The 21282-nt window shown below is 61.6% G+C and carries 19 protein-coding genes; 6 read left to right on the top strand and 13 right to left on the bottom strand.

What is annotated here, in order from left to right; translation table 11 throughout:
- The first annotated feature begins 91 nt into the window (after positions 1-91).
- The 3 genes from nadB (at position 92) to ACIROY_RS01325 (ending at position 4521) form a co-directional block, all read left to right on the top strand.
- A complete protein-coding gene (gene nadB / locus ACIROY_RS01335; RefSeq protein WP_402339057.1) occupies positions 92-1693 on the top strand; it encodes an L-aspartate oxidase in 1602 nt (533 codons plus the stop codon).
- Between the two features lie 130 nt (positions 1694-1823).
- Complete coding sequence (locus ACIROY_RS01330) at positions 1824-2102, top strand: putative quinol monooxygenase (protein WP_402339055.1); 279 nt, start codon at positions 1824-1826, stop codon at positions 2100-2102.
- Positions 2103-2277: 175 nt separating this feature from the next.
- Positions 2278-4521 carry a patatin-like phospholipase family protein gene (locus ACIROY_RS01325; RefSeq protein WP_402272473.1) on the top strand — a complete coding sequence of 748 codons (2244 nt, stop codon included), beginning with the start codon at positions 2278-2280 and terminating at the stop codon, positions 4519-4521.
- 6 nt (positions 4522-4527) lie between these two features.
- On the opposite strand, the gene ACIROY_RS01320 is transcribed toward ACIROY_RS01325, so the two are convergent.
- The 5 genes from ACIROY_RS01320 to ACIROY_RS01300 form a co-directional block, all read right to left on the bottom strand.
- Entirely contained in the window at positions 4528-5337 is an 810-nt protein-coding gene (locus tag ACIROY_RS01320) for an alpha/beta hydrolase (RefSeq protein WP_402271887.1), read from the bottom strand.
- Positions 5334-6629, bottom strand: a complete 1296-nt coding sequence (locus tag ACIROY_RS01315) for an MASE1 domain-containing protein (protein WP_402271888.1) — start codon at positions 6627-6629, stop codon at positions 5334-5336. The genes ACIROY_RS01320 and ACIROY_RS01315 overlap by 4 nt, the downstream gene beginning before the upstream one ends.
- A 222-nt stretch (positions 6630-6851) precedes the next feature.
- Positions 6852-7739 (bottom strand): carboxylating nicotinate-nucleotide diphosphorylase, encoded by an 888-nt coding sequence (nadC, locus tag ACIROY_RS01310; RefSeq protein WP_402271889.1) that lies wholly within the window; start codon positions 7737-7739, stop codon positions 6852-6854.
- A complete protein-coding gene (gene nadA / locus ACIROY_RS01305) occupies positions 7736-8875 on the bottom strand; it encodes a quinolinate synthase NadA (protein WP_402271892.1) in 1140 nt (379 codons plus the stop codon). The genes nadC and nadA overlap by 4 nt, the downstream gene beginning before the upstream one ends.
- A 48-nt stretch (positions 8876-8923) precedes the next feature.
- Positions 8924-10522 (bottom strand): ABC-F family ATPase, encoded by a 1599-nt coding sequence (locus ACIROY_RS01300; RefSeq protein ID WP_402271894.1) that lies wholly within the window; start codon positions 10520-10522, stop codon positions 8924-8926.
- Positions 10523-10754: 232 nt separating this feature from the next.
- On the opposite strand from ACIROY_RS01300, the gene ACIROY_RS01295 reads away from it, so the two are divergent.
- Positions 10755-11351 carry a DUF1439 domain-containing protein gene (locus ACIROY_RS01295; protein ID WP_402339054.1) on the top strand — a complete coding sequence of 199 codons (597 nt, stop codon included), beginning with the start codon at positions 10755-10757 and terminating at the stop codon, positions 11349-11351.
- Positions 11352-11359: 8 nt separating this feature from the next.
- On the opposite strand, the gene ldcA is transcribed toward ACIROY_RS01295, so the two are convergent.
- The 5 genes from ldcA to ACIROY_RS01270 form a co-directional block, all read right to left on the bottom strand.
- Entirely contained in the window at positions 11360-12301 is a 942-nt protein-coding gene (gene ldcA / locus ACIROY_RS01290; RefSeq protein ID WP_402339052.1) for a muramoyltetrapeptide carboxypeptidase, read from the bottom strand.
- Entirely contained in the window at positions 12294-12842 is a 549-nt protein-coding gene (gene tadA / locus ACIROY_RS01285; RefSeq protein ID WP_402339050.1) for a tRNA adenosine(34) deaminase TadA, read from the bottom strand. Before tadA ends, ldcA begins: the two co-directional genes overlap by 8 nt.
- Positions 12843-12855: 13 nt before the next feature.
- Entirely contained in the window at positions 12856-13302 is a 447-nt protein-coding gene (gene queD / locus ACIROY_RS01280) for a 6-carboxytetrahydropterin synthase QueD (RefSeq protein ID WP_402271904.1), read from the bottom strand.
- Between the two features lie 115 nt (positions 13303-13417).
- Positions 13418-14053: a 7-carboxy-7-deazaguanine synthase gene (gene queE / locus ACIROY_RS01275; protein ID WP_402271906.1), complete on the bottom strand. Its 636-nt coding sequence runs from the start codon at positions 14051-14053 to the stop codon at positions 13418-13420.
- A gap of 108 nt (positions 14054-14161) precedes the next feature.
- A complete protein-coding gene (locus ACIROY_RS01270) occupies positions 14162-14755 on the bottom strand; it encodes a TetR/AcrR family transcriptional regulator (protein WP_402271908.1) in 594 nt (197 codons plus the stop codon).
- A 145-nt stretch (positions 14756-14900) separates the two neighbouring features.
- Here ACIROY_RS01270 and ACIROY_RS01265 point away from each other — a divergent pair, with 145 nt between their 5' ends.
- A complete protein-coding gene (locus ACIROY_RS01265) occupies positions 14901-16136 on the top strand; it encodes a YbfB/YjiJ family MFS transporter (RefSeq protein ID WP_402271910.1) in 1236 nt (411 codons plus the stop codon).
- Here ACIROY_RS01265 and ACIROY_RS01260 read toward each other — a convergent pair whose 3' ends face one another.
- Positions 16137-17045, bottom strand: a complete 909-nt coding sequence (locus tag ACIROY_RS01260) for a LysR family transcriptional regulator (RefSeq protein WP_402339048.1) — start codon at positions 17043-17045, stop codon at positions 16137-16139.
- 138 nt (positions 17046-17183) lie between these two features.
- Here ACIROY_RS01260 and ACIROY_RS01255 point away from each other — a divergent pair, with 138 nt between their 5' ends.
- Complete coding sequence (locus tag ACIROY_RS01255) at positions 17184-18401, top strand: MFS transporter (protein ID WP_402339046.1); 1218 nt, start codon at positions 17184-17186, stop codon at positions 18399-18401.
- Here the strand turns inward: ACIROY_RS01255 and ACIROY_RS01250 are convergent.
- Together ACIROY_RS01250 and ACIROY_RS01245 are read right to left on the bottom strand one after the other, a co-directional pair.
- Positions 18391-18999, bottom strand: coding sequence for a 2'-5' RNA ligase family protein (locus ACIROY_RS01250; protein WP_402339044.1), 609 nt, complete (start codon positions 18997-18999; stop codon positions 18391-18393). The two genes, ACIROY_RS01255 and ACIROY_RS01250, sit on opposite strands and share 11 nt — an antisense overlap.
- Before the next feature lie 11 nt (positions 19000-19010).
- Positions 19011-21215, bottom strand: coding sequence for an OsmC domain/YcaO domain-containing protein (locus ACIROY_RS01245; protein WP_402339042.1), 2205 nt, complete (start codon positions 21213-21215; stop codon positions 19011-19013).
- Between the last annotated feature and the right edge of the window lie 67 nt (positions 21216-21282).

The raw sequence follows: 21282 nt of genomic DNA, 5'->3' as shown, positions 1-21282 counted from the left end.
TACCCTCTCCCCCTCGTATTCCCCGCTGACCTGGCCTCACACGATTGCCGGATATAATCGTGCATTCCCTTCAACATCTTCGTCAGCCCTCATGAAATTCGATGTCGCCATCATCGGCAGCGGACTTGCCGGTTTGTCCGTCGCCCTGCACCTTGCCGAAAAGAAAAACGTGGTCGTAGTTTCCAAGGGCGAACTGCTCGACGGCGCCAGCAACTGGGCGCAGGGCGGCATCGCTGCGGTGCTCGACTCGGGCGACAGCCATGACCAGCATATCGACGACACGCTGATCGCCGGCGCCGGCCTGTGCGACGAAGCGTCCACGCGCTTCATCGTCGAGCACGGCCGCGAAGCGATCGAATGGCTGATCGAACAGGGCGTGCCCTTCACGCGCGACGCCAGCGCCGAACTGGGCTATCACCTGACCCGCGAAGGCGGCCACAGCCAGCGCCGCATCATCCACGCCGCCGACGCCACCGGCCATGCCGTGCAGGTAACGCTGGAACAACGTGTGCGCTCACATCCAAACATCACTTTGCTGGAACATCACTGCGCCATTGACGTCATCACCACGAAGAAGCTCGATCCCTCCGCCAAAGGCACGCCACGCTGCGTCGGCGTCTACGTGCAGGACATCAAGCAAGGCAAGGTCGTCACCATCGCCGCCGACCATACCGTGCTGGCCACCGGCGGCGCCGGCAAGGTCTACCTGTACACATCGAACCCGGACTCCGCCACCGGCGACGGCATCGCGATGGCGTCACGCGCCGGCTGCCGCGTGGCCAACATGGAGTTCATCCAGTTCCATCCGACTTGCCTGTACCACCCGTACGCCAAGTCTTTCCTGATCAGCGAGGCCCTGCGCGGGGAAGGCGCTCTGCTCAAGCTGCCTGCCTCGGCAGGCGTCGCTGCCGGCACGCGCTTCATGCCGGAACACGACGCGCGCGCCGAACTGGCGCCGCGCGACATCGTGGCGCGCAGCATCGACTTTGAAATGAAGAAGCGCGGCCTAGACCATGTCGACCTCGACATCAGCCACCAGCCGCCGGAGTTCATCAAGGAACATTTCCCGACCATCCAGGCGCGCTGCCTGGAGTTCGGCATCGACATCACCAAACAACCGATTCCGGTCGTGCCGGCGGCGCATTACACTTGCGGCGGCGTGGTCACGGACATGGCCGGCCGTACCGACCTGCCTGGGCTGTATGCCGTCGGCGAAACCGCCTACACCGGCCTGCACGGCGCCAACCGCCTGGCCAGCAACTCGTTGCTGGAATGCCTGGTGCTCGGCCGCGCCGCCGCACAATTCATTGAACAGCAGGCCACAGCGCCCGAGATCGCCTTGCCGGCCTGGGACGAGAGCCGCGTTACCAACGCCGATGAAGAAGTCGTGATCTCGCACAACTGGGACGAGCTGCGCCGCTTCATGTGGAATTACGTCAGCATCGTGCGCACCAACAAGCGTCTCGAGCGCGCGCAGCACCGTATCCGTTTGCTGCGTGAAGAGATCGACGAGTACTATGCCAACTTCCGCATCACGCGCGACCTGCTGGAGCTGCGCAACCTGGTCGAAGTCGCCTCGCTGATCGTCAATAGCGCATTGGCGCGCAAGGAAAGCCGCGGCCTGCATTACAGCCTCGACTATCCGGACACCCTGGCGAAAGCCTTGCCGACGGTGCTGTCGCCGCAAAAATGAGAAGTTGAGCGATTCGGTTCATAATGGCCGCAGGAACCGCCATGACAAGCAAAGACAAGCAACAACAAGCAACAACAAGCAACAACAAGATCGCTGCGTCATTGAATGCAACCTGCCCTGGGAGGAAACGATGAGCATTACACGTATCAACACATTCCGCGCGCTCGCCGACAAGGTCGACGCGCTGAAGAAATTCCTGACCGCCCTGTTGCCGACCATCCGCGCCTCGTCCGGTTGCCAGTCCTGCCAGTTGCTGCAGGACCAGACCATCCCGGCACGCATGGTGATCATCGAAGTCTGGGACAGCATCGACGCCCATCATCAGTCGCTTCAGCATGTGCCACGCGAAAGCATTGATGAAGTGAAAACCATGCTGGCCTCACCACCGGTCGGTGGCTATTACCAGTAAAAACTCGCTGGTGGTGTTGCTTCACCGGTGCATCCTTCGAGAATGAAGGCTGTCTGAAGGCGCTGCGCTGCGCTGCGTTGCGTTGCTTGTCCGGTACGGCCCGATTTACACTAGAGCCTTCGCCAATCTTCGCCCCTACATCGTGACACGCCCCGCCGACCTTCTCCCCCTTCGCGTGCTCTGCCTGCTGGCGGGAGTTGCCTTCCTCACCACTACCGCATCTGCGTCGGCGGCAGATACCGATCCTGGAATCGCCGCCAAGCCGCGCCCGCGCATCGGCCTGGTCCTGTCCGGCGGCGGCGCGCGCGGTTATGCGCATCTGGGCGTACTGCAATATCTGGAGAAGCTGCACGTGCCGGTCGACTACATCGCCGCGACCAGCATGGGCGCGCTGGTCGGCGGCCTGTACGCCACCGGGATTTCGGCCGAAGACCTGGAAAACCGGCTGTCGCAGACCAACCTCAGCGACATCGCCTTTGACCGCAATGAACGCGCCAAGCTGCCGCAATCGCAGCGTGAAGACGACTTCCAGTATCCGATCTCGATTGCCGCCGGTTACGACGACGGCAAGCTCAAGCTGGCGCCCGGCCTGGTGCAGGGAAACAATCTGCTGACCTTGTTGCAGAACTGGACGGCGCAGTTGCCGGCCAACATTTCCTTTGACCATCTGCCGATTCCGTTTCGCGCCGTCGCCACCGATCTTGGCAAGGGCACCGAAGTCATCCTTGAGCATGGCTCGTTGCCGCGCGCCATGCGCGCCAGCATGGCCGTGCCGGGTCTGTTCGCGCCCTATGCGATCGACGGCCGCACGCTGGTCGACGGCGGCCTGGTCAGCAACCTGCCGGTGCAGGAAGCGCGCGACATGGGCGCCGACGTCATCATCGCGGTCAACATCGCCACCCCCTTGCAGGACCCCGCCAATCTGCAATCACCCACCGCCGTCGCGCAGCAGATGGTGGGCATCCTGATCCAGCAAAACGTCAAGGCGCAGAAGGCCTTGCTCGGCAAGAGCGACGTGCTGATCGAACCGGAACTGACCGGCATGTCCTTCACCGACTTTGCGCGCGGCAAGGACGGGGTCAACGCGGGCTGGAATGCGGCGCAGACGCAGAGCGCCCGCCTCACCGAACTGTCGCTGCCGCCGGCCGCGTGGCAGGCTTATCTGGCTGCGCGCCAAAGCGGTCCGGCGCTGGCGCGGGACACCCGCGTCGATGCAATCGAAATCAAGACCACGGGACGAATTCCTGCCGCGTACGTGCGCAGCCGGCTCAGCGTGAAGGAAGGCGATGTCTACGACGCCGACAAGATCAACCAGCAATTGTCGCAACTGGCGACCAACGGCGACTTCAACGCGCTGACGCAGGAGATCGTCGAGAAAGACGGTCGCAATGTGCTGCTGATCGACGCCGAGGAAAAATCCTGGGGACCGCAATACCTGCTGTTCGGACTTGGCCTGTCAAACAACTTCAACGGTCGCGGCGGCGTCAACCTGCAGATCGGCCATCGCTATCCCTGGATCAACCAGAGCGGCCTCGAATGGCGCAACGACCTGGTGCTCGGCAACAACCGCGCCAGCCTGCACAGCGAACTGCGCCAGCCGGTGTTCGGCACCACTGGCATGTACCTGTCGCCGTATGTCGACTTGAACCGCCGCTACGTGGACATCTACCCCGACGGCAGCGACGGCAAGGCTTCGCCGTTGACGCAATACCGCATCGATACCTACACCGCCGGCGTCGACCTTGGCATGCCGCTGGCGCGGCTGGGCGAAGTGCGGCTGGGCGTCAACTATCAGCACAACAAATACACGCCGTCCTACAACCTGTCAGATCCGGCTTTCGGTTCGTTATACGGCACCGCGCAAAGCAACCAGCCGGTGGCGCGCGCACGATTGACCATCGATCAGCTCGACGATCCGCTGTTCCCGCGCAAGGGCTACTACCTGTTCGCCGAAGCACATCGCGGCTTCGGCAAGGACGACGATCGCTACAGCGACGCCCAGGTCAAGAGCCTGTGGGCCTTCAGCCACGATCGCAACACCGTCAACGTGGCGCTGGAAGCGGCCAGCAACCTGTCGTCCAACAGCGCGGGACCGGGCTTTTTCCTGGGTGGATTCCAGCGCTTGTCGGCGTATGCAGCCGACCAGTTCTATGGGAATTATCTGCTCTACAGCAGGCTGACCTACTTGCGCGATCTCAATGAATTCGCCGTACCGGGCTTGCGCAATCCGGTGCTCGGCACCAGCCTGGAAGCCGGCAACGTCTGGCAGTCGCGCAGCGCCATGGGCGACGGTCCGTACAAAAAGAGCATCAGCCTGTTCCTCGGCGGCAGCAGTCCGGTCGGGCCGCTGTACTTCGGCGCCGCGCTGGGCGACCAGGGCGTGTGGAACGTCTACCTGCAGCTCGGACGCGTGTTCTGATATGTCTCAGGCGGCCGTGCCACGCTGCCGGCGTACGCGCTCCGGCAGCGGCGGGAAGCCGAAGAATTCCAGTACGCTGTTGGCCACCTGGTCGCGGTCGTTGTCGACGCAGATCATGTGGTAGCTGTTCTCCAGCACCACGGTGCGCGCATCTGGAATCGCGGCCTGCAGGTATTCCGCCGAACGCAAACTGGTGAGCTCATCCTCCCGCGCATGGACGATCAGCGTCGGCGCCTTGATGTTCTTCGCGCCGGCAGTGGCCCAGCTGCGCAGGCGATCGACCTGGCGGATGCACGCCATCGGCACCCAGCGATAGTGGAAATTGTCGCCGCGCTCGAATTTGGCCTTGACGACGGCACGCACCAGCGTGTTTTTGATACCGTAAGGCTCGCCCTCTTCCACCTTCATGCGCGAGGCGACGCCCGGGATCAGATAGAACAGTCTGCGCAAATTGGCATACCAGGGCGTCGACCAGCCATCGATGTAGATCGGCGGCGCCAGCGTGACGAGCTTGCCCTGTTTCGCCGTATGCCCGACCCGCTCGCACAGAATCAGCGCCAGCAATGACCCCATGCACATGCCCATGACATGCAATTGCTCGTACTGCGGCTGCAATTCGCGATACTGCGCGACGAGCAGGTCTATCCATTGCTCGGCCCGGATCGGAATCAGATCCTCCGGCCTGGTCCCATGTCCGGGCAAGGTAACGGCATGAGTATCGGCGCCGGCTTTTTGCAGGATTTTGTGCATCGAGCCCAAATCGTATTGCGTGCCGCCCAAGCCGTGAATCATGATGACGCCAACGCGGGCTGTCATTTTTCGCCCCGGCCCTGGGCGAGATCTGCACCGTTGAAATGCCAGGTGCCGGCGACCATCACGAGGCTACCGTCGGGATCGCGCAAACTGCGGCTCATGTCGATCGCGCCGATGATTTTTCCGTCAGCCAGCAGCAAGCGGAACGGCATGTCCTCGCGCACTTCTTCGCTGTCGCCGCCCTCTTCTTCCAGCCAACGCTGACGCAAGCGATGCTGATCCAGGGGGTGCACCAGCTTCAATACCTGATCCAGGGTTGCAAGTTTGTTCGGCGAAAGACCAAGCAAACTTTGTACGTCGCCGCTCCAGGCGAGGGTCTTCTTGTCGGGATCGATGCTGTACACGAGTTGCCGACTCACGGTCAGCGCCAGCTCGACATTGCTCTTCCAGCGCGCGACGTCGTCATGCAGTTGCTCGCGCGTGGTCTTCAATGCGCTGATCAGCAACGACAGCAGCGACGCCACCGCCAGATAGATCTGCAACTCAAGCAGAGCATTGCTGGAGTTCAGCCGGACCAGTTCGACGAACGGTCCGCGTCCCAGCGAATTGTAGACGAACGCCATCAGGGACAAGACCGCGACCGACAAGGCGCCGCCGCGACCGCCCCACAACAGGGCGACCAGCGCGATGAAAAACAGCGGCAGATACGTCGTTGAAAAATCGATGTCGAAAACGATGCGGTCAAGCTCGCTGTCGAACGCAAGATAAGCGGTCGCAATGACGGCGATGAAGGACGCCAGGCCCAGCAGGAATTCGGTGCGCGCAATCCCGCCCGAACGCGTGGCCCGGAACTGCGACCAGCTCGCCAGCACCGGCGTCATGATCAGGATGCCGACCAGGTCGGACAGCGCCCACACGCGCAACGTTGGCCAGAATGGCGTACCCTGCGTCGCAGCGAACCAGGCCGCCCCAAACAGGCCGCTGACGACGCTGGCACCGACCCCGACCATCAGCAGGCCGCGAACGAAAAAGAGTCCTTCCATCGGGAAAGGCGCGCGCCTGACCAACCACACCGCCACCGCTGCGACGCCGATTTCATCCAGGCAGAACAAAGCCATGCGCCAGAGTTCGCGATGCTCCAGCCAACCCAGAAGAATCTGCGCGGCGAACAACAACACCAGCAATGGAAACCAGCGCGCGGTCGGTGTCAACAACAAGGCACTGACGGTGATCCCGGCCGGTAGCCAGATGTAGCCGGTGGCGACGAAGGAGCCGTTCAACGCGTGCGAGACGAAGCCGAACACGAAATACAGTGCGGCCCATAGCAACGGTGCGACGAGATTGTTTGATTTCACGTTGGATCCCCTGAAGATGGCCTGCCGGTGCGGGCAGATGTGCGGCGGTTCAATTGCCTTTTCTCACGCCCGGTGCAATGGCGCATTTTATCAGCGCCCGCAGCAAGCGCAGCCGCAAAACGACACAACCCGCATGCCATGAAAGTCATGCGGGTTGTGTCGAAAGAAAGAAGAAAGCCGGTTCAGCCGACCTCAGCCAACCTCAGCCAACCTCAGCCAACCTCAGCCGATGATCCGCAGCGAATAGTCGATCGCCTGCAGATCCTTGGTGAGGCTGCCCACCGAAATGCGGTCCACGCCGGTCTCGGCAATGGCGCGGACCGTATCCATGTTGATGCCGCCGGATGCTTCCAGTACAGCGCGACGCGCATTGATCATGACGCCTTCGCGCATCATGTCCAGCGTGAAGTTGTCAAGCAGGATCGAGGTGGCGCCTGCGGCCAATGCTTCCCCGAGCTCATCAATGCTTTCGACTTCGACCTGAATGCTGACGCCGGCATTGAGCTTGATCGCCGCCGTCACGGCAGCAGTGATGCCGCCGGCTGCGGCGATATGGTTTTCCTTGATGAGGATGCCGTCATACAGCGCCAGGCGCTGGTTCATGCCGCCGCCGACGCGGACCGCGTACTTCTGCGCCAGACGCAGGCCCGGCAAGGTCTTGCGGGTGTCGAGAATGCGCGCGCGGGTATCACGGATCAGGTCAACGTAGCGATGGGTGGCGGTCGCCACGCCGGACAGCAATTGCAGGAAATTCAAGGCACCGCGTTCCGCCGTCAGCAAGGCCCGCGCCGGACCTTCGATGCGGCAGACTTCGGCATCGGTCTGCATCAGGTCGCCTTCGCCGAACTTCCAGTCCACGCGCAGGCGCGGATCGAGCCGCGCCATGACGGCTTCAAACCACGGCGCACCGCACAGCACGGCTTGTTCGCGCACAATGACGCGCGCCTTGACGTGTTCGTTCTCCGGCACCAGTTTGCCGGTGTGGTCGCCGTTGCCGACGTCTTCGGCAATCGCCAGGTTGACATTGGCGTCGAAGGCGGCCGACAAGGCCGGATCGAAAGGTGCAAACGGGTTGCGCAGATTGCTGGTGCTGCTGACGGTGAGACTCATGCTGGGCCGATTCCTGCAAACAGTGTTTGTTCGTTTTCCAATGCGCCGGTCGGGCGCACATTGGCTTTTTTCTGCGCCGCGAAATCCAGCATGCGGTCGATGCAGACCACGGCCTTCCTGCCGATGGCAGGATCGACGTGGATTTCGTTGCTGCCGGTTTCCAGCACGTGCAGCAGATTCTGCAAACCGTTCATGGCCATCCACGGGCAATGTGCGCAGCTCTTGCAGGTGGCGCTGTTGCCGGCGGTCGGCGCGTCGATGAAGATCTTGCCGGGCGCGGCGGCGCGCATCTTGTGCAGGATGCCGTTGTCGGTGGCGACGATGAATTCCTTGGCGTCCGACGATTGCACTGCGGCGATCAGTTGCGAGGTCGAGCCGATCACATCGGCCTGCGCGACCACGCCTTCGGGCGACTCCGGATGCACCAGGATCAGGGCCTCGGGATGTTCCTTGCGCAACAGTTCCAGTTCGACGCCCTTGAACTCGTCGTGCACCAGGCAGGAACCCTGCCACAGCAGCATGTCGGCGCCGGTCTGCTTTTGAATATAGCCGCCCAGATGCTTGTCGGGCGCCCACAGGATTTTTTTGCCTTGCGCATGCAGGTGCTTGACGATGTCGAGGCCGATCGACGAGGTCACCATCCAGTCGGCGCGCGCCTTGACGGCGGCGCTGGTATTGGCGTACACGACTACGGTGCGGTCCGGATGGGCGTCGCAGAAGGCGTTGAATTCGTCGCTCGGACAGCCGAGGTCGAGCGAACAGGTGGCGTCCAGATCGGGCATCAGGATGCGCTTCTCCGGGCTCAGGATCTTGGCGGTTTCGCCCATGAAGCGCACGCCGGCGACGACCAGCGTCTGTGCGGCATGGTCACGGCCGAAGCGCGCCATCTCGAGTGAGTCGGAGACGCAGCCGCCGGTTTCCTCGGCGAGGTCTTGGAGGTCGCCGTCGACGTAATAGTGCGCGACGAGCACGGCCTGTTTTTCCTTCAGCAGCTGTTTGATGCGCGCCTTCAATACCTGGCGTTCATCGGCCGTCGGCGTGGCCGGGACCTTGGCCCACGCGTTGGCTGTGCAGCTGCTGCCTGTCTCCATCTGTGGTCGTTCAAACTCGACGACCTTCATTGCGGTTGCTTGCATGGCTTGGACGATAAAAAGGCGATCGAAAAATCGATCGCCTGAAAAAAGTTATTCGATGCCCTGGCTGGACAGATAGTCTTCGTAGCTGCCACGGAAGTCGACGATTTCGTTCTCCTTCACTTCCAGAATGCGCGTGGCCAGCGACGAAACAAATTCACGGTCGTGCGACACGAAGATCAGCGTGCCGGCATACTTTTCAAGTGCGATATTGAGCGATTCGATCGACTCCATATCCATGTGATTGGTCGGTTCATCCATCAGCAGGACGTTGTGGCGACCGAGCATCAGCTTGCCGTACATCATGCGGCCCTTCTCGCCGCCGGACAGCACCTGCACCGACTTCTTGACGTCGTCGCCGGAGAACAGCAGGCGGCCGAGGATCGAGCGCACTGCCTGGTCGTCGTCGCCTTCCTGGGTCCATTGACCCATCCAGTCGGTCAGGATTTCACCCTTGGCGAATTCTTCGGTCGGATCCTGCGGCATGTAGCCGACGTTGGCGTTTTCCGCCCACTTGACCAAGCCGCTGTCGGGTTGCAGGCCGGCGACATCGCCGCCGATACAGCGCAACAGCGTGGTCTTGCCGACGCCGTTGGCGCCGATGATGGCGATCTTTTCGCCGGCTTCAACCATGATGTTGAAGTTCTTGAAAATCGGACGATCGTAGGTCTTGCTGATGCTTTGCGTTTCCACCGCCAGGCGATGCAGCTTCTTCTCGCCGTCGAAACGCACGAAAGGATTGGCGCGACTGGACGGCTTGATGTCTTCGACCTTGATTTTGTCGATCTGCTTGGCGCGCGACGTCGCCTGGCGCGCCTTGGATTTGTTGGCCGAGAAACGGCGCACGAAGTCTTGCAATTCCGCGACCTTTTCCTTGGCCTTGGCATTGACCGACAGTTGCTGCGCACGCGCTTGCGAGGACGCCAGCATGTATTCGTCGTAGTTGCCCGGATAGACCTTCAGCGTGCCGTAGTCCATGTCGGCCATGTGCGTACAGACCTGGTTCAGGAAGTGGCGATCATGGGAAATGATGATCATGGTGGAATTGCGCTCGTTGAGCATGTCTTCCAGCCAGCGGATGGTGTTGATGTCGAGGTTATTGGTCGGTTCGTCGAGCAGCAGGATGTCCGGATTCGAGAACAGCGCCTGCGCCAGCAAGACACGCAGCTTCCAGCCCGGCGCGACGTTGCTCATCGGACCCTGGTGCTGTTCGATCGCCACGCCCACGCCCAACAGCAGCTCACCGGCGCGCGCTTCGGCAGTGTAGCCGTCGTACTCGGCGAACTTGGCTTCCAGGTCGGCGGCCTTCATGTAGTCGTCGTCGGTGGCGTCCGGATTGGCGTAAATCGCGTCGCGCTCGGCCATCGCCGCCCACATTTCGGTGTGGCCCATCATGACCACGTCCAGCACGCGCATTTCTTCGTAGGCGAACTGATCCTGGCGCAATTTACCGAGGCGTTCGTTGGTGTCCAGGCTGACGTTGCCGGCCGACGGCTCGAGATCGCCACCGAGGATTTTCATGAACGTCGACTTGCCGCAGCCGTTGGCGCCGATCAGACCGTAGCGGTTGCCGTCGCCGAATTTGACCGAAATGTTTTCAAACAGCGGCTTGGGGCCGAACTGCATCGTGATGTTTGCCGTGGATAACACTGAAAAAAGCCCTTACGTATTTAGATAATGCTGAGGAGTTGCCCGACAAGTTGCCGGAAAACAAACTAACCCGGGAAGTCGAATGAGGTCAGGTGTAAACACGTGATTTTACCATTGCAGGCCAAGTCCGGCGTGACTGCTCCCCGAGGCGGGGGAAATTCGGAGGCCAATCGCTTTGAATTATTTGCCCGGCAACGGTTCCAACCGCTTTGCCCGATGACAGGAAAGACAGATGATCAAAACGACAACATCCGTATTCAACAAGCGCTGGCGCACTCTGGCAGGCGCGGCGCTGCTGGCCTGCGGCGCATTGGCGGCGGCCGGCGCCAGCCAGGCGGCGTACAACATCTGGACCAACGAATACACCGTGCCGAAGAAAGACCTGCAATCGGCCATCGCCACGCAGTTCCCGCGCAAGCTGCGCTACATGGACATGTTCGACGTCAACCTCAGCAATCCGCGCCTGGCGCTCAATCCCGACAGCAATCGACTCACCACCGTGGTCGACGCCCAGATCGACAACAAACTGCTGATGAACAAACCCGTCAACGGCACGCTGGCGATGAGCAGCGCGCTCAAGTACGACGCTGCTTCGCGTACGGTCCGGCTGGATTCGCCTACGGTGGAAAAAGTCGACATCGCCGGCGTGCCGGCGCAATACGCACCGCAGCTCAACGCCATCGGCAACGCCGCGGCGGAACAGGTGCTCAAGGATTACCCGCTCTACACCTTCAAGCCGGAACAACTGGAAATGAACGGCAAGCGTTTCGAACCGGGTGCCATCACGGTGCTCAGCGATGGCGTCAAGGTCGAGATCAAGCCTTTGTAGGCTCTGCCTCAGGACAGGATCGGATAGCCGCTGAGACGCAGCGAGAAGCCGCGCGCGTCGGACTCCAACTCGGCATGGGCGCCGACCGGCAAGCTCACGCGGTCGGCGATATGGCCAAATGGCAATCCGGTCAGCAGCGGCGCCGACAGGTGCTGGCGCGCATAGCCCAGCATCTGCTCGAAATTGTAGCCATTGTCGTAGTCGGACAAGCGGTAATTTGAGAAATCCCCCAGCAGCACCGCCTTCTGGCGCGCCAGTACACCGGCGTGCTCCAGCTGCAGCAGCATGCGCTCGACGCGATACGGATGTTCGTTGACGTCTTCCACGAACAGGATGCCGCCGTCGATCTGCGGAAAATACGGCGTGCCGAGCAAATGTACGACCATCGCCAGATTGCCGCCCCATAGCTTGCCCGCTACCTTCAGCGCAGGATTGCCCGCCTCTTCCACCGCGATGGTCTGTGTCGGCTGCGTGAGGGTGCGCCAGAAACTGTTCATCGTCATCGTGCTCGGAGTCTCGGCGCCGAAATCGCTGCACAGCATCGGCCCGGCAATGCCGCCGGCGCCGGTCTGCGCCAGCAAGGCCAGATGCAAGGCGGTGATGTCGCTGTAGCCGACGAACAACTTGCCGCTGGCGGCCAGCGCTTCATAGTTCAGCACCGGCAGGATGCGCGACATGCCGTAGGAGCCGCGCAATGCAATGACCACCTGCACCTCGGGATCGGCCGCCGCCTGCTGGATGTGGGCCGCACGGCCGGCATCGGTGGCGCCGAAACGCTGGTGCCGCGCCGCGTGATCGTAGTAGCTCTTGACCTTGCAGCCTTGCGCTTCCAGCAAGGCGATGCCGCGTCCGACCGCAGCCTCGTCGGGCGCATAGCCGCCGGGGGCGACGATGGCGACGCAGGTGCCGGCCGGCACGTGGATCTCGGGAGCGAGCAAGGTCTCAGTCATTGGCTTCTTCGTCGATTGATTGGGCATTGGCATGCGCGTGGGCGATTGCCTGGCGCTGCAGTCTTTCCTGTTTCAGCTGTTCGCGTCGTTCCGAAAAAAAACTCTTCAGCATCTGTCCGCAGGCCTCCGCCATCACGCCGCCGACCAGTTCAGTATGGTGGTTCAGTTGCTCCTGCGCAAACAGGTTGACCACCGAACCGCAGGCGCCGGTCTTGGGATCGGTTGCACCGTAGACCACGCGCGCCAGGCGTGCATGCATCATGGCGCCGGCGCACATCACGCAAGGTTCCAGCGTGACATACAGTTCGCATCCGGGCAAACGGTAATTGCCGAGAATCTCGGCCGCCGCGCGCAAGGCCATGATCTCGGCATGCGCAGTCGGGTCATGCTTGCCGATGGGCTGGTTATAGCCGGTGGCGATGACTTCGCCGTCCTTGACCACCACCGCGCCGACCGGCACTTCGCCGAGGTCCCAGGCGTGCTGCGCCTGCACGAGCGCAAGCTGCATGTGCTCAGGTGAGGCCGTGAACGTGTCGGTCATGATCGCTTGCGCCTCAGTCGGCGGTGATTTCGGCCCAGCAATTGGGCGTTTCGTGCAGCACCAGTTTCTGCAGATGCAGGCCGGTGCCGTAGGCGTCCTTGTAGGCCGCGTTGAGGATGTCGAAGGCGGTGCGCGCCAGGTTTTCCACGGTCGGGATGCGGTCGATCACGACCGTCTTGTGGTCCGGCAGGCTGGCCAGGAAGTCGCGCACCGGCATGTCTTTTTCATAGACCAGGAAGGCGTGGTCCCAGACGTCGACCAGATGCTGCTTGGCCAGCGTCTTGATGTCGGAGAAGTCCATGATCATGCCGTTGTCGGAGCTGCCCTCGACTTCGATGACTTTGCCGACCAAGGTGATCTCCAGCGTATAGCGATGGCCGTGCAGGTTGCGGCACTGGCTCTTGTGGTCGGGGATGCGATGACCTGCATCGAATTCGAGTTTACGGGTAATGGTCAGCATGAACGCCTTACGGATTGGATACGGATTAAATACGGATTGAAAATAGAAATGGATTGTAAACAAACGCGCGCCCGGCAATAGGGGCGCAAGCCGATAACCGATATATCGCAGTTGCTTACGGTATCTGCAGCAGCTTATGCGTCTGAATGCTCAGCTTCCACTTTGGATTATTCTTGACCAGCTCGATCGCCATTTTGGTATTGCGCGCGGCGTCGGGTCCGTCCATCGGCTGCAGCAGGAAATGCGCGAAATCCAGCTTCTCATAGTCGGCCAGAACCTGCGCCTGCTGCGGAATCACGACCTTCAGCTCACTGCCTTTGAATACCTTCAGCTCGGAGCCCATCTTGGGGCTGACGCAAATCCAGTCGACGCCCGGCGGCACCGGAATCGTGCCGTTGGTTTCGATGGCGATCTCGAAGCCGACCGCATGCATGCTGGCGATCAGCGCTTCGTCGAGTTGCAGCAGCGGTTCGCCACCGGTGAACACGACGTACTTGCTGGCAGCGTAAGTCTCCGGCCAGAGATCGTTGATGGTCTGCGCCAGCGCATCGCTGGTCTTGAACTTGCCGCCGCCCTCGCCGTCGGTGCCGACAAAATCGGTATCGCAAAACTGGCAAATCGCCTTGCTGCGGTCTTCTTCGCGGCCGGTCCACAGGTTGCAGCCGCTGAAACGGCAAAACACCGCCGGACGACCGGCGTGCGTGCCCTCGCCTTGCAAGGTATAGAAAATTTCTTTGATGCTGTAAGTCACGATGATAGGAAGCTGGCGGCGGCGTGTGCGCCGCGGGTTTCGGAGCCGTGCGTGCAGGCTTGCGCCTCGCGTTGTCCGTAAGTCGGCATTATAGCTTGTCTGGCGTTGCTACCTGTCGCGGGCGGCGGAGCCCAGCAACAAGCTCACCAGCATTTCCGCCGTCTCCAGCAAACGCGCCTTGTCGCGATACACCCGCTCCATGACCACCAGTCCGCGCGTAAAGGTGGCGATCAGGCGCGCGGCCTCCTCCGGCGTGGTCATCAGCCTGGCTGCATCGCCCGGACGCCGGAAGCGTTCCAGCAACACCTCCTCCAATTTGTCGACCAGTTTTTTCAGCACCAGCCGTATCGGCTCCTCGATCACTTCGCCGCTCAATGCCGTCTTGCTGCTCAGGCAGCCGCGCGTCGGCGCTCCGGCCGTCATGGAATCGATGACAAAGGCAAAAAATCCACTCAGGGCCTCGGCCATGTCCTGCCGATCCAGGGTCTGGACAACGCCCTCGATGAACCTGTCCATGTACAGGTCGAACACTTTCAGGAACAAGGCGTCTTTGCCCTGATAGGCGTTGTACAACGAGCCGCGCTGCACGCCGGTTACCGCGGCCAGCTCCTGCATGGTGGTTTCGGCGTAGCCCCTTTGCCAGAACAGGCCCAGGGCCTTGTCCAGTACTGCTTCTTCATCGAACTGCCGGACTCCGGCCATGCTCTTCTCCATTAATCGGTAGATGATGCACGAGAGTAGATCATCATTGACACAACTGTCAATGATGATTACGATGCGCATTATTGACATACGTGTCAAACATAATTTCGCACAATATTCTGCTTGCCTTGAAGGAACATCGCGCATGTCCACCGACGTCACCGCCCCAGCCACCGCAGTCGCCAGCCGTTCAGCCGTATGGCGTCACATTCTTGCCGGCCTGTGCGCCAGTCTCGTCAGCATCGGGCTGGCGCGCTTTTCTTACACGCCGCTGATTCCACCGCTGATCCAGGCGCACTGGTTTTCCGCTGCGGACATCGTCTATCTCGGCGCCGCCAACCTGGCGGGCTACCTGCTCGGTGCGCTGCTGGGTCGGCCGATCGCGCGCAAGCTGTCGAACGTCGCCACGCTGCGGCTGATGATGGTGCTGGTGACGCTGTCGTTTCTGGCCTGCGCCGTGCCGCTGTCGGTGGCATGGTTTTTCGGCTGGCGGCTGGTATCGGGCATTGCCGGCGGCGCCATCATGGTGCTGGTGGCCGCGACCATCCTGCCGCACGTGCCGCCGGAGCGCCGCGGGTCGGCCAGCGGCGCGATCTTTCTGGGGCTGGGATTGGGTATCGCCGGTTCAGGAACACTGGTGCCGCTGCTGCTCAATCTCGGACTCTGGCAAACCTGGTTCGGACTTGGCGTCGTCTCGGCTGTGCTGACAGCGGCCAGCTGGTTTGCCTGGCCGCCGGCAAACGCACCGATCGCGGCCGCCGTCACCGCACATGCGGAGACGGCGGCATCAGCCGCGCCGCCATCGTCATCCGGCGTTGGCCTGTTGTATGCACAATATGCGCTGATGGCCGTCGGCCTGGTGCCGGCCATGGTGTTCTTCGTCGACTTCATTGCGCGCGGCCTCGGCGCCGGCGCGCATCAGGGATCGCTGTTCTGGATTCTGTACGGCGTGGGAGCGATCTTTGGTCCGCCGGTCTATGGCTTGCTGGCCGACCGCATCGGTGCGCGGCTGACCATGCGCTACGTATTGCTGGTCCAGTTGCTGGCGGTCGCGGGCCTGTGCAGCACCGACAACCATCTCTATCTCGCCCTGCTGACCTTGCTGATAGGCGCCTTCCCGCCCGGCATCGTGCCGCTGATGCTGGCGCGCGTACGGGAAGTCGTCACCGGCCATGCCCACGCAGAGCGGCAAAACGTCGTCTGGGGACGCGCCACAACGATCTTTGCGGCGTTCCAGGCGGTTGCCGGCTACAGCTATTCGGCCATCTTCAATGCCAGCGGCGGTAGCCATCGCCTGCTTTTCATGATCGGCGGCATTGCGATCGCCATTGCACTCGCGGCCGATCTCGGCCTGCCGTTGCTGCAACGCCGGCGCACCTGATTATTCAGCAAGGAGTCGTTCAGTGCGCACGCGCAAACGCGGCGTCACGAAATCCAGAAAGGCCCGCAGCTTCAACGGCAGCGGCGCCTGTCCCGTATGCACCAGGCTGACAGGCAACGGCGCCGATTCGAACGCCTCCAGCACCACGCGCAGCGCCTGCTCACGCACCGCGTCCGCGACCTGATAGGACAACACGCGGATCAGCCCGACGCCCACCGTTGCAGCCGCGATGGCCGCCTCTGCCGTGTTCACCGTGAACCGCGATTGCACCGGTACCGACAACTCGGATTTGCCGCTTCCGAATACCCAGGCGCGCATGGACGCAAGGACTTCAAATGTGACACAGGCATGCCCGGCAAGATCCTGCGGCCGGGCCGGCACGCCATGTGCCGCCAGATAAGCCGGGCTGGCGCAGATCACGCGTCGCACGGTCCCGACACGCGTGGCCATGAGCATGCTGTCGGGCAGCTCGCCGATCCGTATCGCCGCGTCGGCATGTTCATCCATCAAATGCACGACACGATCGGTGAGCATCAGGTTGACGCTGATCTCCGGATACTGCGCCAGAAATTCCGCCACTACCGGGACCACATGCAAGCGTCCGAACGCCACCGGCGCCGTGACCAGCAGCTCGCCTTTGGGCGAAGCGTACTCGCCCGTCGCGGCGCGCTCGGCCTCGCCGATTTCTTCCAGGATGCGTCGGCAGGCGGCCACATAGGAGATGCCAGCCTCCGTCAGCGAGAGCTGCCGCGTCGAGCGATGGAGCAAGCGCGTCTTCAGATGCGTCTCCAGTTCCGCCAGCTTGCGGCTGACCGTGGCCAGCGGCATGTCGAGGACACGCGCGGCAGCCGACAAGCTGCCCGCATCAACGACGGCGATCAGGATGGCCATGGAATCGAGACGGTTCATGTGCAATTACCAAATTCTGGAAGGATGATTCCCAATCTTAGGTAATTATCTTTATAAATGCAAACAAGTAAGCTACGGCATCAGCCTGCGGAACGTGGCATTCCGCCGCCCTCCACAGGCCTGTCGAAGGAGAACGCCGTGAACGATCAGCCAACCACATCCATCAATCCCCCATTGCCCACCACTGCATCGCGCGGCAAGATCCTCATGATGGCGATCATCGCTGGCGCGGTGATCACCAACATCTATTGCACCCAGCCCATCCTGCCCTTGATTGCCTCCGACATGCACGTCGACGTGGCAACAGTCGATCTCGTGGCCGGCTCGACGCTGCTCGGTTTCGCCGTCGGACTGGCTTTGCTGCTGCCGCTGGGTGACCGCTTCGACCGCCGCAAGTTGGTACTGGGCCAGATCATCGGCGCGTTCATTTTCGCCAGTGCAGCGGCATTGGCGCCCGGCATCTGGGCGCTGATCGCAGCCTCGTTCGGACTGGGCATCGTCAGTTGCGTACCCCAGCAACTGGTGCCTTTCGCCGCCGTCATGTCACTGCCGAAGGATCGCGGACGCGCAGTCGGGACAGTAGTCAGCGGCATCATGGTCGGCATCCTGCTGGGCCGCACCATCAGCGGCGTGGTCGGATCAGCCTATGGCTGGCGTGCGGTGTATGGCGTGGAAGCCGCGTTCATGATTCCCGTGTGGGTCGCCGCTGCGATGCTGTTGCCGCGCGGCGTGCCGAGCACCAATCTGTCTTATGGACGCCTGCTGGCATCGCTGTGGCCGCTGGCGCGCGACCATCGTCCGATTCGCGAATCGATGATGGTGCAGGCCTTGCTGTGGGCTTGCTTCAATGCTTTCTGGGTCAATCTGGCGGCGCTACTGGCGAACGGTCCGTGGCACATGGGCAGCGCCTGGGCCGGCGGCTTCGGCATCATCGGCGCAGCCGGCGCGCTGGCCGCCTCGCTCGGCGGACGCGCCACCGACAGGCTTGGACCGCGCAGCGTGGTTGCCGCCAGCATCGGCATCGTGACGGCGGCCTTCCTGCTGCTGGCCGGCGCTGAGACCTCGCTGGTGTTGCTGGTGATCGGGGTCATCGTGCTCGATATTGGCGTGCAGTCGGGCCTGGTGTCCAACCAGACCCGCGCCTTCGCCGTCGATCCGAAAGCGCAAGGTCGCATCAATAGCCTGTACATGACCGCCACCTTCTCAGGCGGCGCCCTCGGCGTGATGATCAGCGGCTGGCTGATGGCGCGCTACGGCTGGAGCGGCATCGTGGTCTTCGGTATCGTGCTGGGATTGATCGCAGGGCTGGTGCACTGGAGCGGCGGATCGCGCCGGGCGGAGGAGCTCAGCCGTTGAGCGGCCACACGCGCAACACTTCGTGCCGCGACATTCCGATATGGCTTTTGACGAGTGCGAACTCGGCAATCCGGAATCCGATGGGATCGATGGCAGCACGTTCCACACGGTTGCGCGGATCATAGCCGAGGGTCATGTGCGGTTCATAGGAGCGTTGCGGCGTAAAGCCATGCTCGGCCATCGCACAACCAAGCGCCGTGCGCAGCTCGCGCACGGCGTCGAGCCCGTCGCTTCCGAGCAGCACGAACGGCCCGCTGGGTGCAGAGAAAGTCACGGCGGCGTCGAAACGCGCATCAATGGCAGGAAAACGAACTGCATCGGCTGCGCGGCACGCCGCCTCCACCACGCGCTCGTCGCTGTCGTGCCCGACCAGTTCGAGCGTGATGTGCAGCCGCTCCGCCCCGACACGTTTGCCGGTGACGCCATGAGACGTCATTAATTTTTCAGCAAACGCATCAAGACGGGCTGCATCCGTGAGGGCCGGACGCAAAGCGAAGAACCAGGTGTGCTGGGGCGCCGAGGCTGACGGGCGCGGACGGGATTGACGCGGACGCGCGACAGGTGCCGGTACCTCTCCAAACAGATCCTGTTCAGCCATGGCTCGCACTCCTAGCTATTTGCAGCCGCCGCGTTGGCGCGCGCCTTATGCAGTTTCTTGTAGCTGTCGATCAGGCGATGATGCCGGTCGAGGCCTTCGAGTTTCATGCTGGTCGGCGTCAAGCCGAAGAAGCGCACACTGCCGTCCACCGAGCCCAGGACGGCATCCATGCGAGCGTCGCCAAACATGCGCCTGAAGTTGACCACGTAGTCGTCCAGTTCCAGATCGTCATCCAGCATGACCTCCAGCACCACCTTCAGCGCCTGATAAAACAAGCCCCGCTCGACCGTGTTGTCGTTGTACTGCAAGAAAGCGCCGACCAGATCCTGCGCGTCCTCGAATTGCTGCAAGGCGAGTTGGATCAGCAGCTTCAGTTCGAGCACCGTCAGTTGCCCCCAGACCGTGTTCTCGTCGAATTCGATGCCGATCAAGGTGGCGATATCGGAGTATTCATCGAGCTCGCTGTTTTCCAGACGATCAAGCAGCGCTTCCAGGGCGGGATCGTCGAGGCGATGCAGGTTCAGCACGTCGGCGCGGAACAACAACGCCTTGTTGGTGTTGTCCCAGATCAGGTCCTCTACCGGATAGACCTCCGAATAGCCCGGCACCAGAATCCGGCAGGCGATGGCGCCCAGTTGGTCGTACACCGCTACGTAAGACTCTTTGCCCATGTCTTTGAGAATGCCGAACAAGGTCGCGGCTTCCTCGGCGTTGGAATTTTCACCCTTGCCGGTAAAGTCCCATTCGACAAATTCATAATTCGCTTTGGCACTGAAAAAGCGCCACGACACGATGCCGCTGGAATCGATGAAGTGTTCGACAAAGTTGTTCGGCTCGGTCACCGCGTTGCTCTCGAAGGTCGGCGGCGGCAAATCGTTCAGGCCTTCAAAGCTGCGACCTTGCAGCAACTCCGTCAGGCTGCGTTCCAACGCGACTTCAAAGCTCGGATGCGCACCGAAGGAGGCGAAGACGCCGCCCGTGCGCGGATTCATCAGCGTGACGCACATCACCGGATAGGTCCCGCCCAGCGACGCATCCTTCACCAGCACCGGAAAGCCCTGCTCTTCCAGACCCTTGATGCCCGCCAGGATGCCGGGATATTTCGCCAGCACTTCCTGAGGCACGTCAGGCAACGTGATTTCGCCTTCCAGGATCTCGCGCTTGACAGCGCGTTCGAAAATTTCGGACAGACATTGCACCTGTGCTTCGGCCAGCGTATTGCCGGCGCTCATGCCGTTGCTGACGAACAGGTTTTCGATCAGGTTGGACGGGAAATACACCGTCTCGCCGTCCGACTGCCGCACATAGGGCAGCGAACAGATGCCGCGCTTTACGTTGCCGGAGTTGGTGTCGATCAGATGCGAACCACGCAGCTCGCCATCGGGGTTGTAGATTTCCAGAGAGTACGCATCCAGGATTTCTTTCGGCAGCGCATCCTTGCGGCCGGGCTTGAACCAGCGCTCGTTCGGATAGTGGACAAATTCCGCCTCGGCGATGTCTTCACCCCAGAATGAACCTGCGTAAAAATGGTTGTTGTTGAGCCGCTCGATGTATTCACCCAGGGCCGACGCCAGCGCGCTTTCCTTGGTCGCGCCCTTGCCGTTGGTGAAACACATCGGCGAATGCGCATCGCGAATGTGCAGCGACCAGACGTTTGGGATGATATTGCGCCACGAAGCGATTTCAATCTTGATGCCCAGGTCCGCCAGGATGCCGGACATGTTGGCGATGGTCTGCTCCAGCGGCAGATCCTTGCCCAGGATAAAGGTACTGGCATCGGCAGCCGGCTTCAGGGTCAGCAAGGATTGCGCGTCGGCGTCCAGGCTTTCCACCTCTTCGATGATGAAGTCGGGGCCTTCCTGCACCACCTTCTTCACCGTACAGCGCTCGATGGAACGCAGGATGCCGCGGCGATCGGTTTCCTCGATATCCGCCGGCAACTCCACCTGGATCTTGAAGATCTGCTTGTACCGGTTTTCCGGATCGACAATATTGTTTTGCGACAGGCGGATATTCTCGGTGGAGATGTTGCGCGTGTTGCAGTACAACTTCACGAAGTAAGCGGCGCACAAAGCTGACGACGCCAGGAAGTAATCGAAGGGTCCGGGCGCCGAGCCGTCGCCCTTGTAGCGGATGGGCTGGTCGGCGATGACCGTGAAGTCATCAAACTTGGCTTCGAGACGCAGCTTGTCGAGGAAGTTGACTTTAATTTCCATGGGGGAATTCCAAAATGGTGCTGAAAAGATGTGGCCGCTATTATCCGTCATCCTTGACCACCCCGGT

The sequence above is a fragment of the Herbaspirillum sp. NPDC101396 genome (assembly GCF_044767365.1).
Taxonomy (GTDB): domain Bacteria; phylum Pseudomonadota; class Gammaproteobacteria; order Burkholderiales; family Burkholderiaceae_D; genus Herbaspirillum.
The sequence above is the reverse complement of the archived record's forward strand: the minus strand, read 5'-3'. Positions and strand labels throughout refer to the sequence as shown.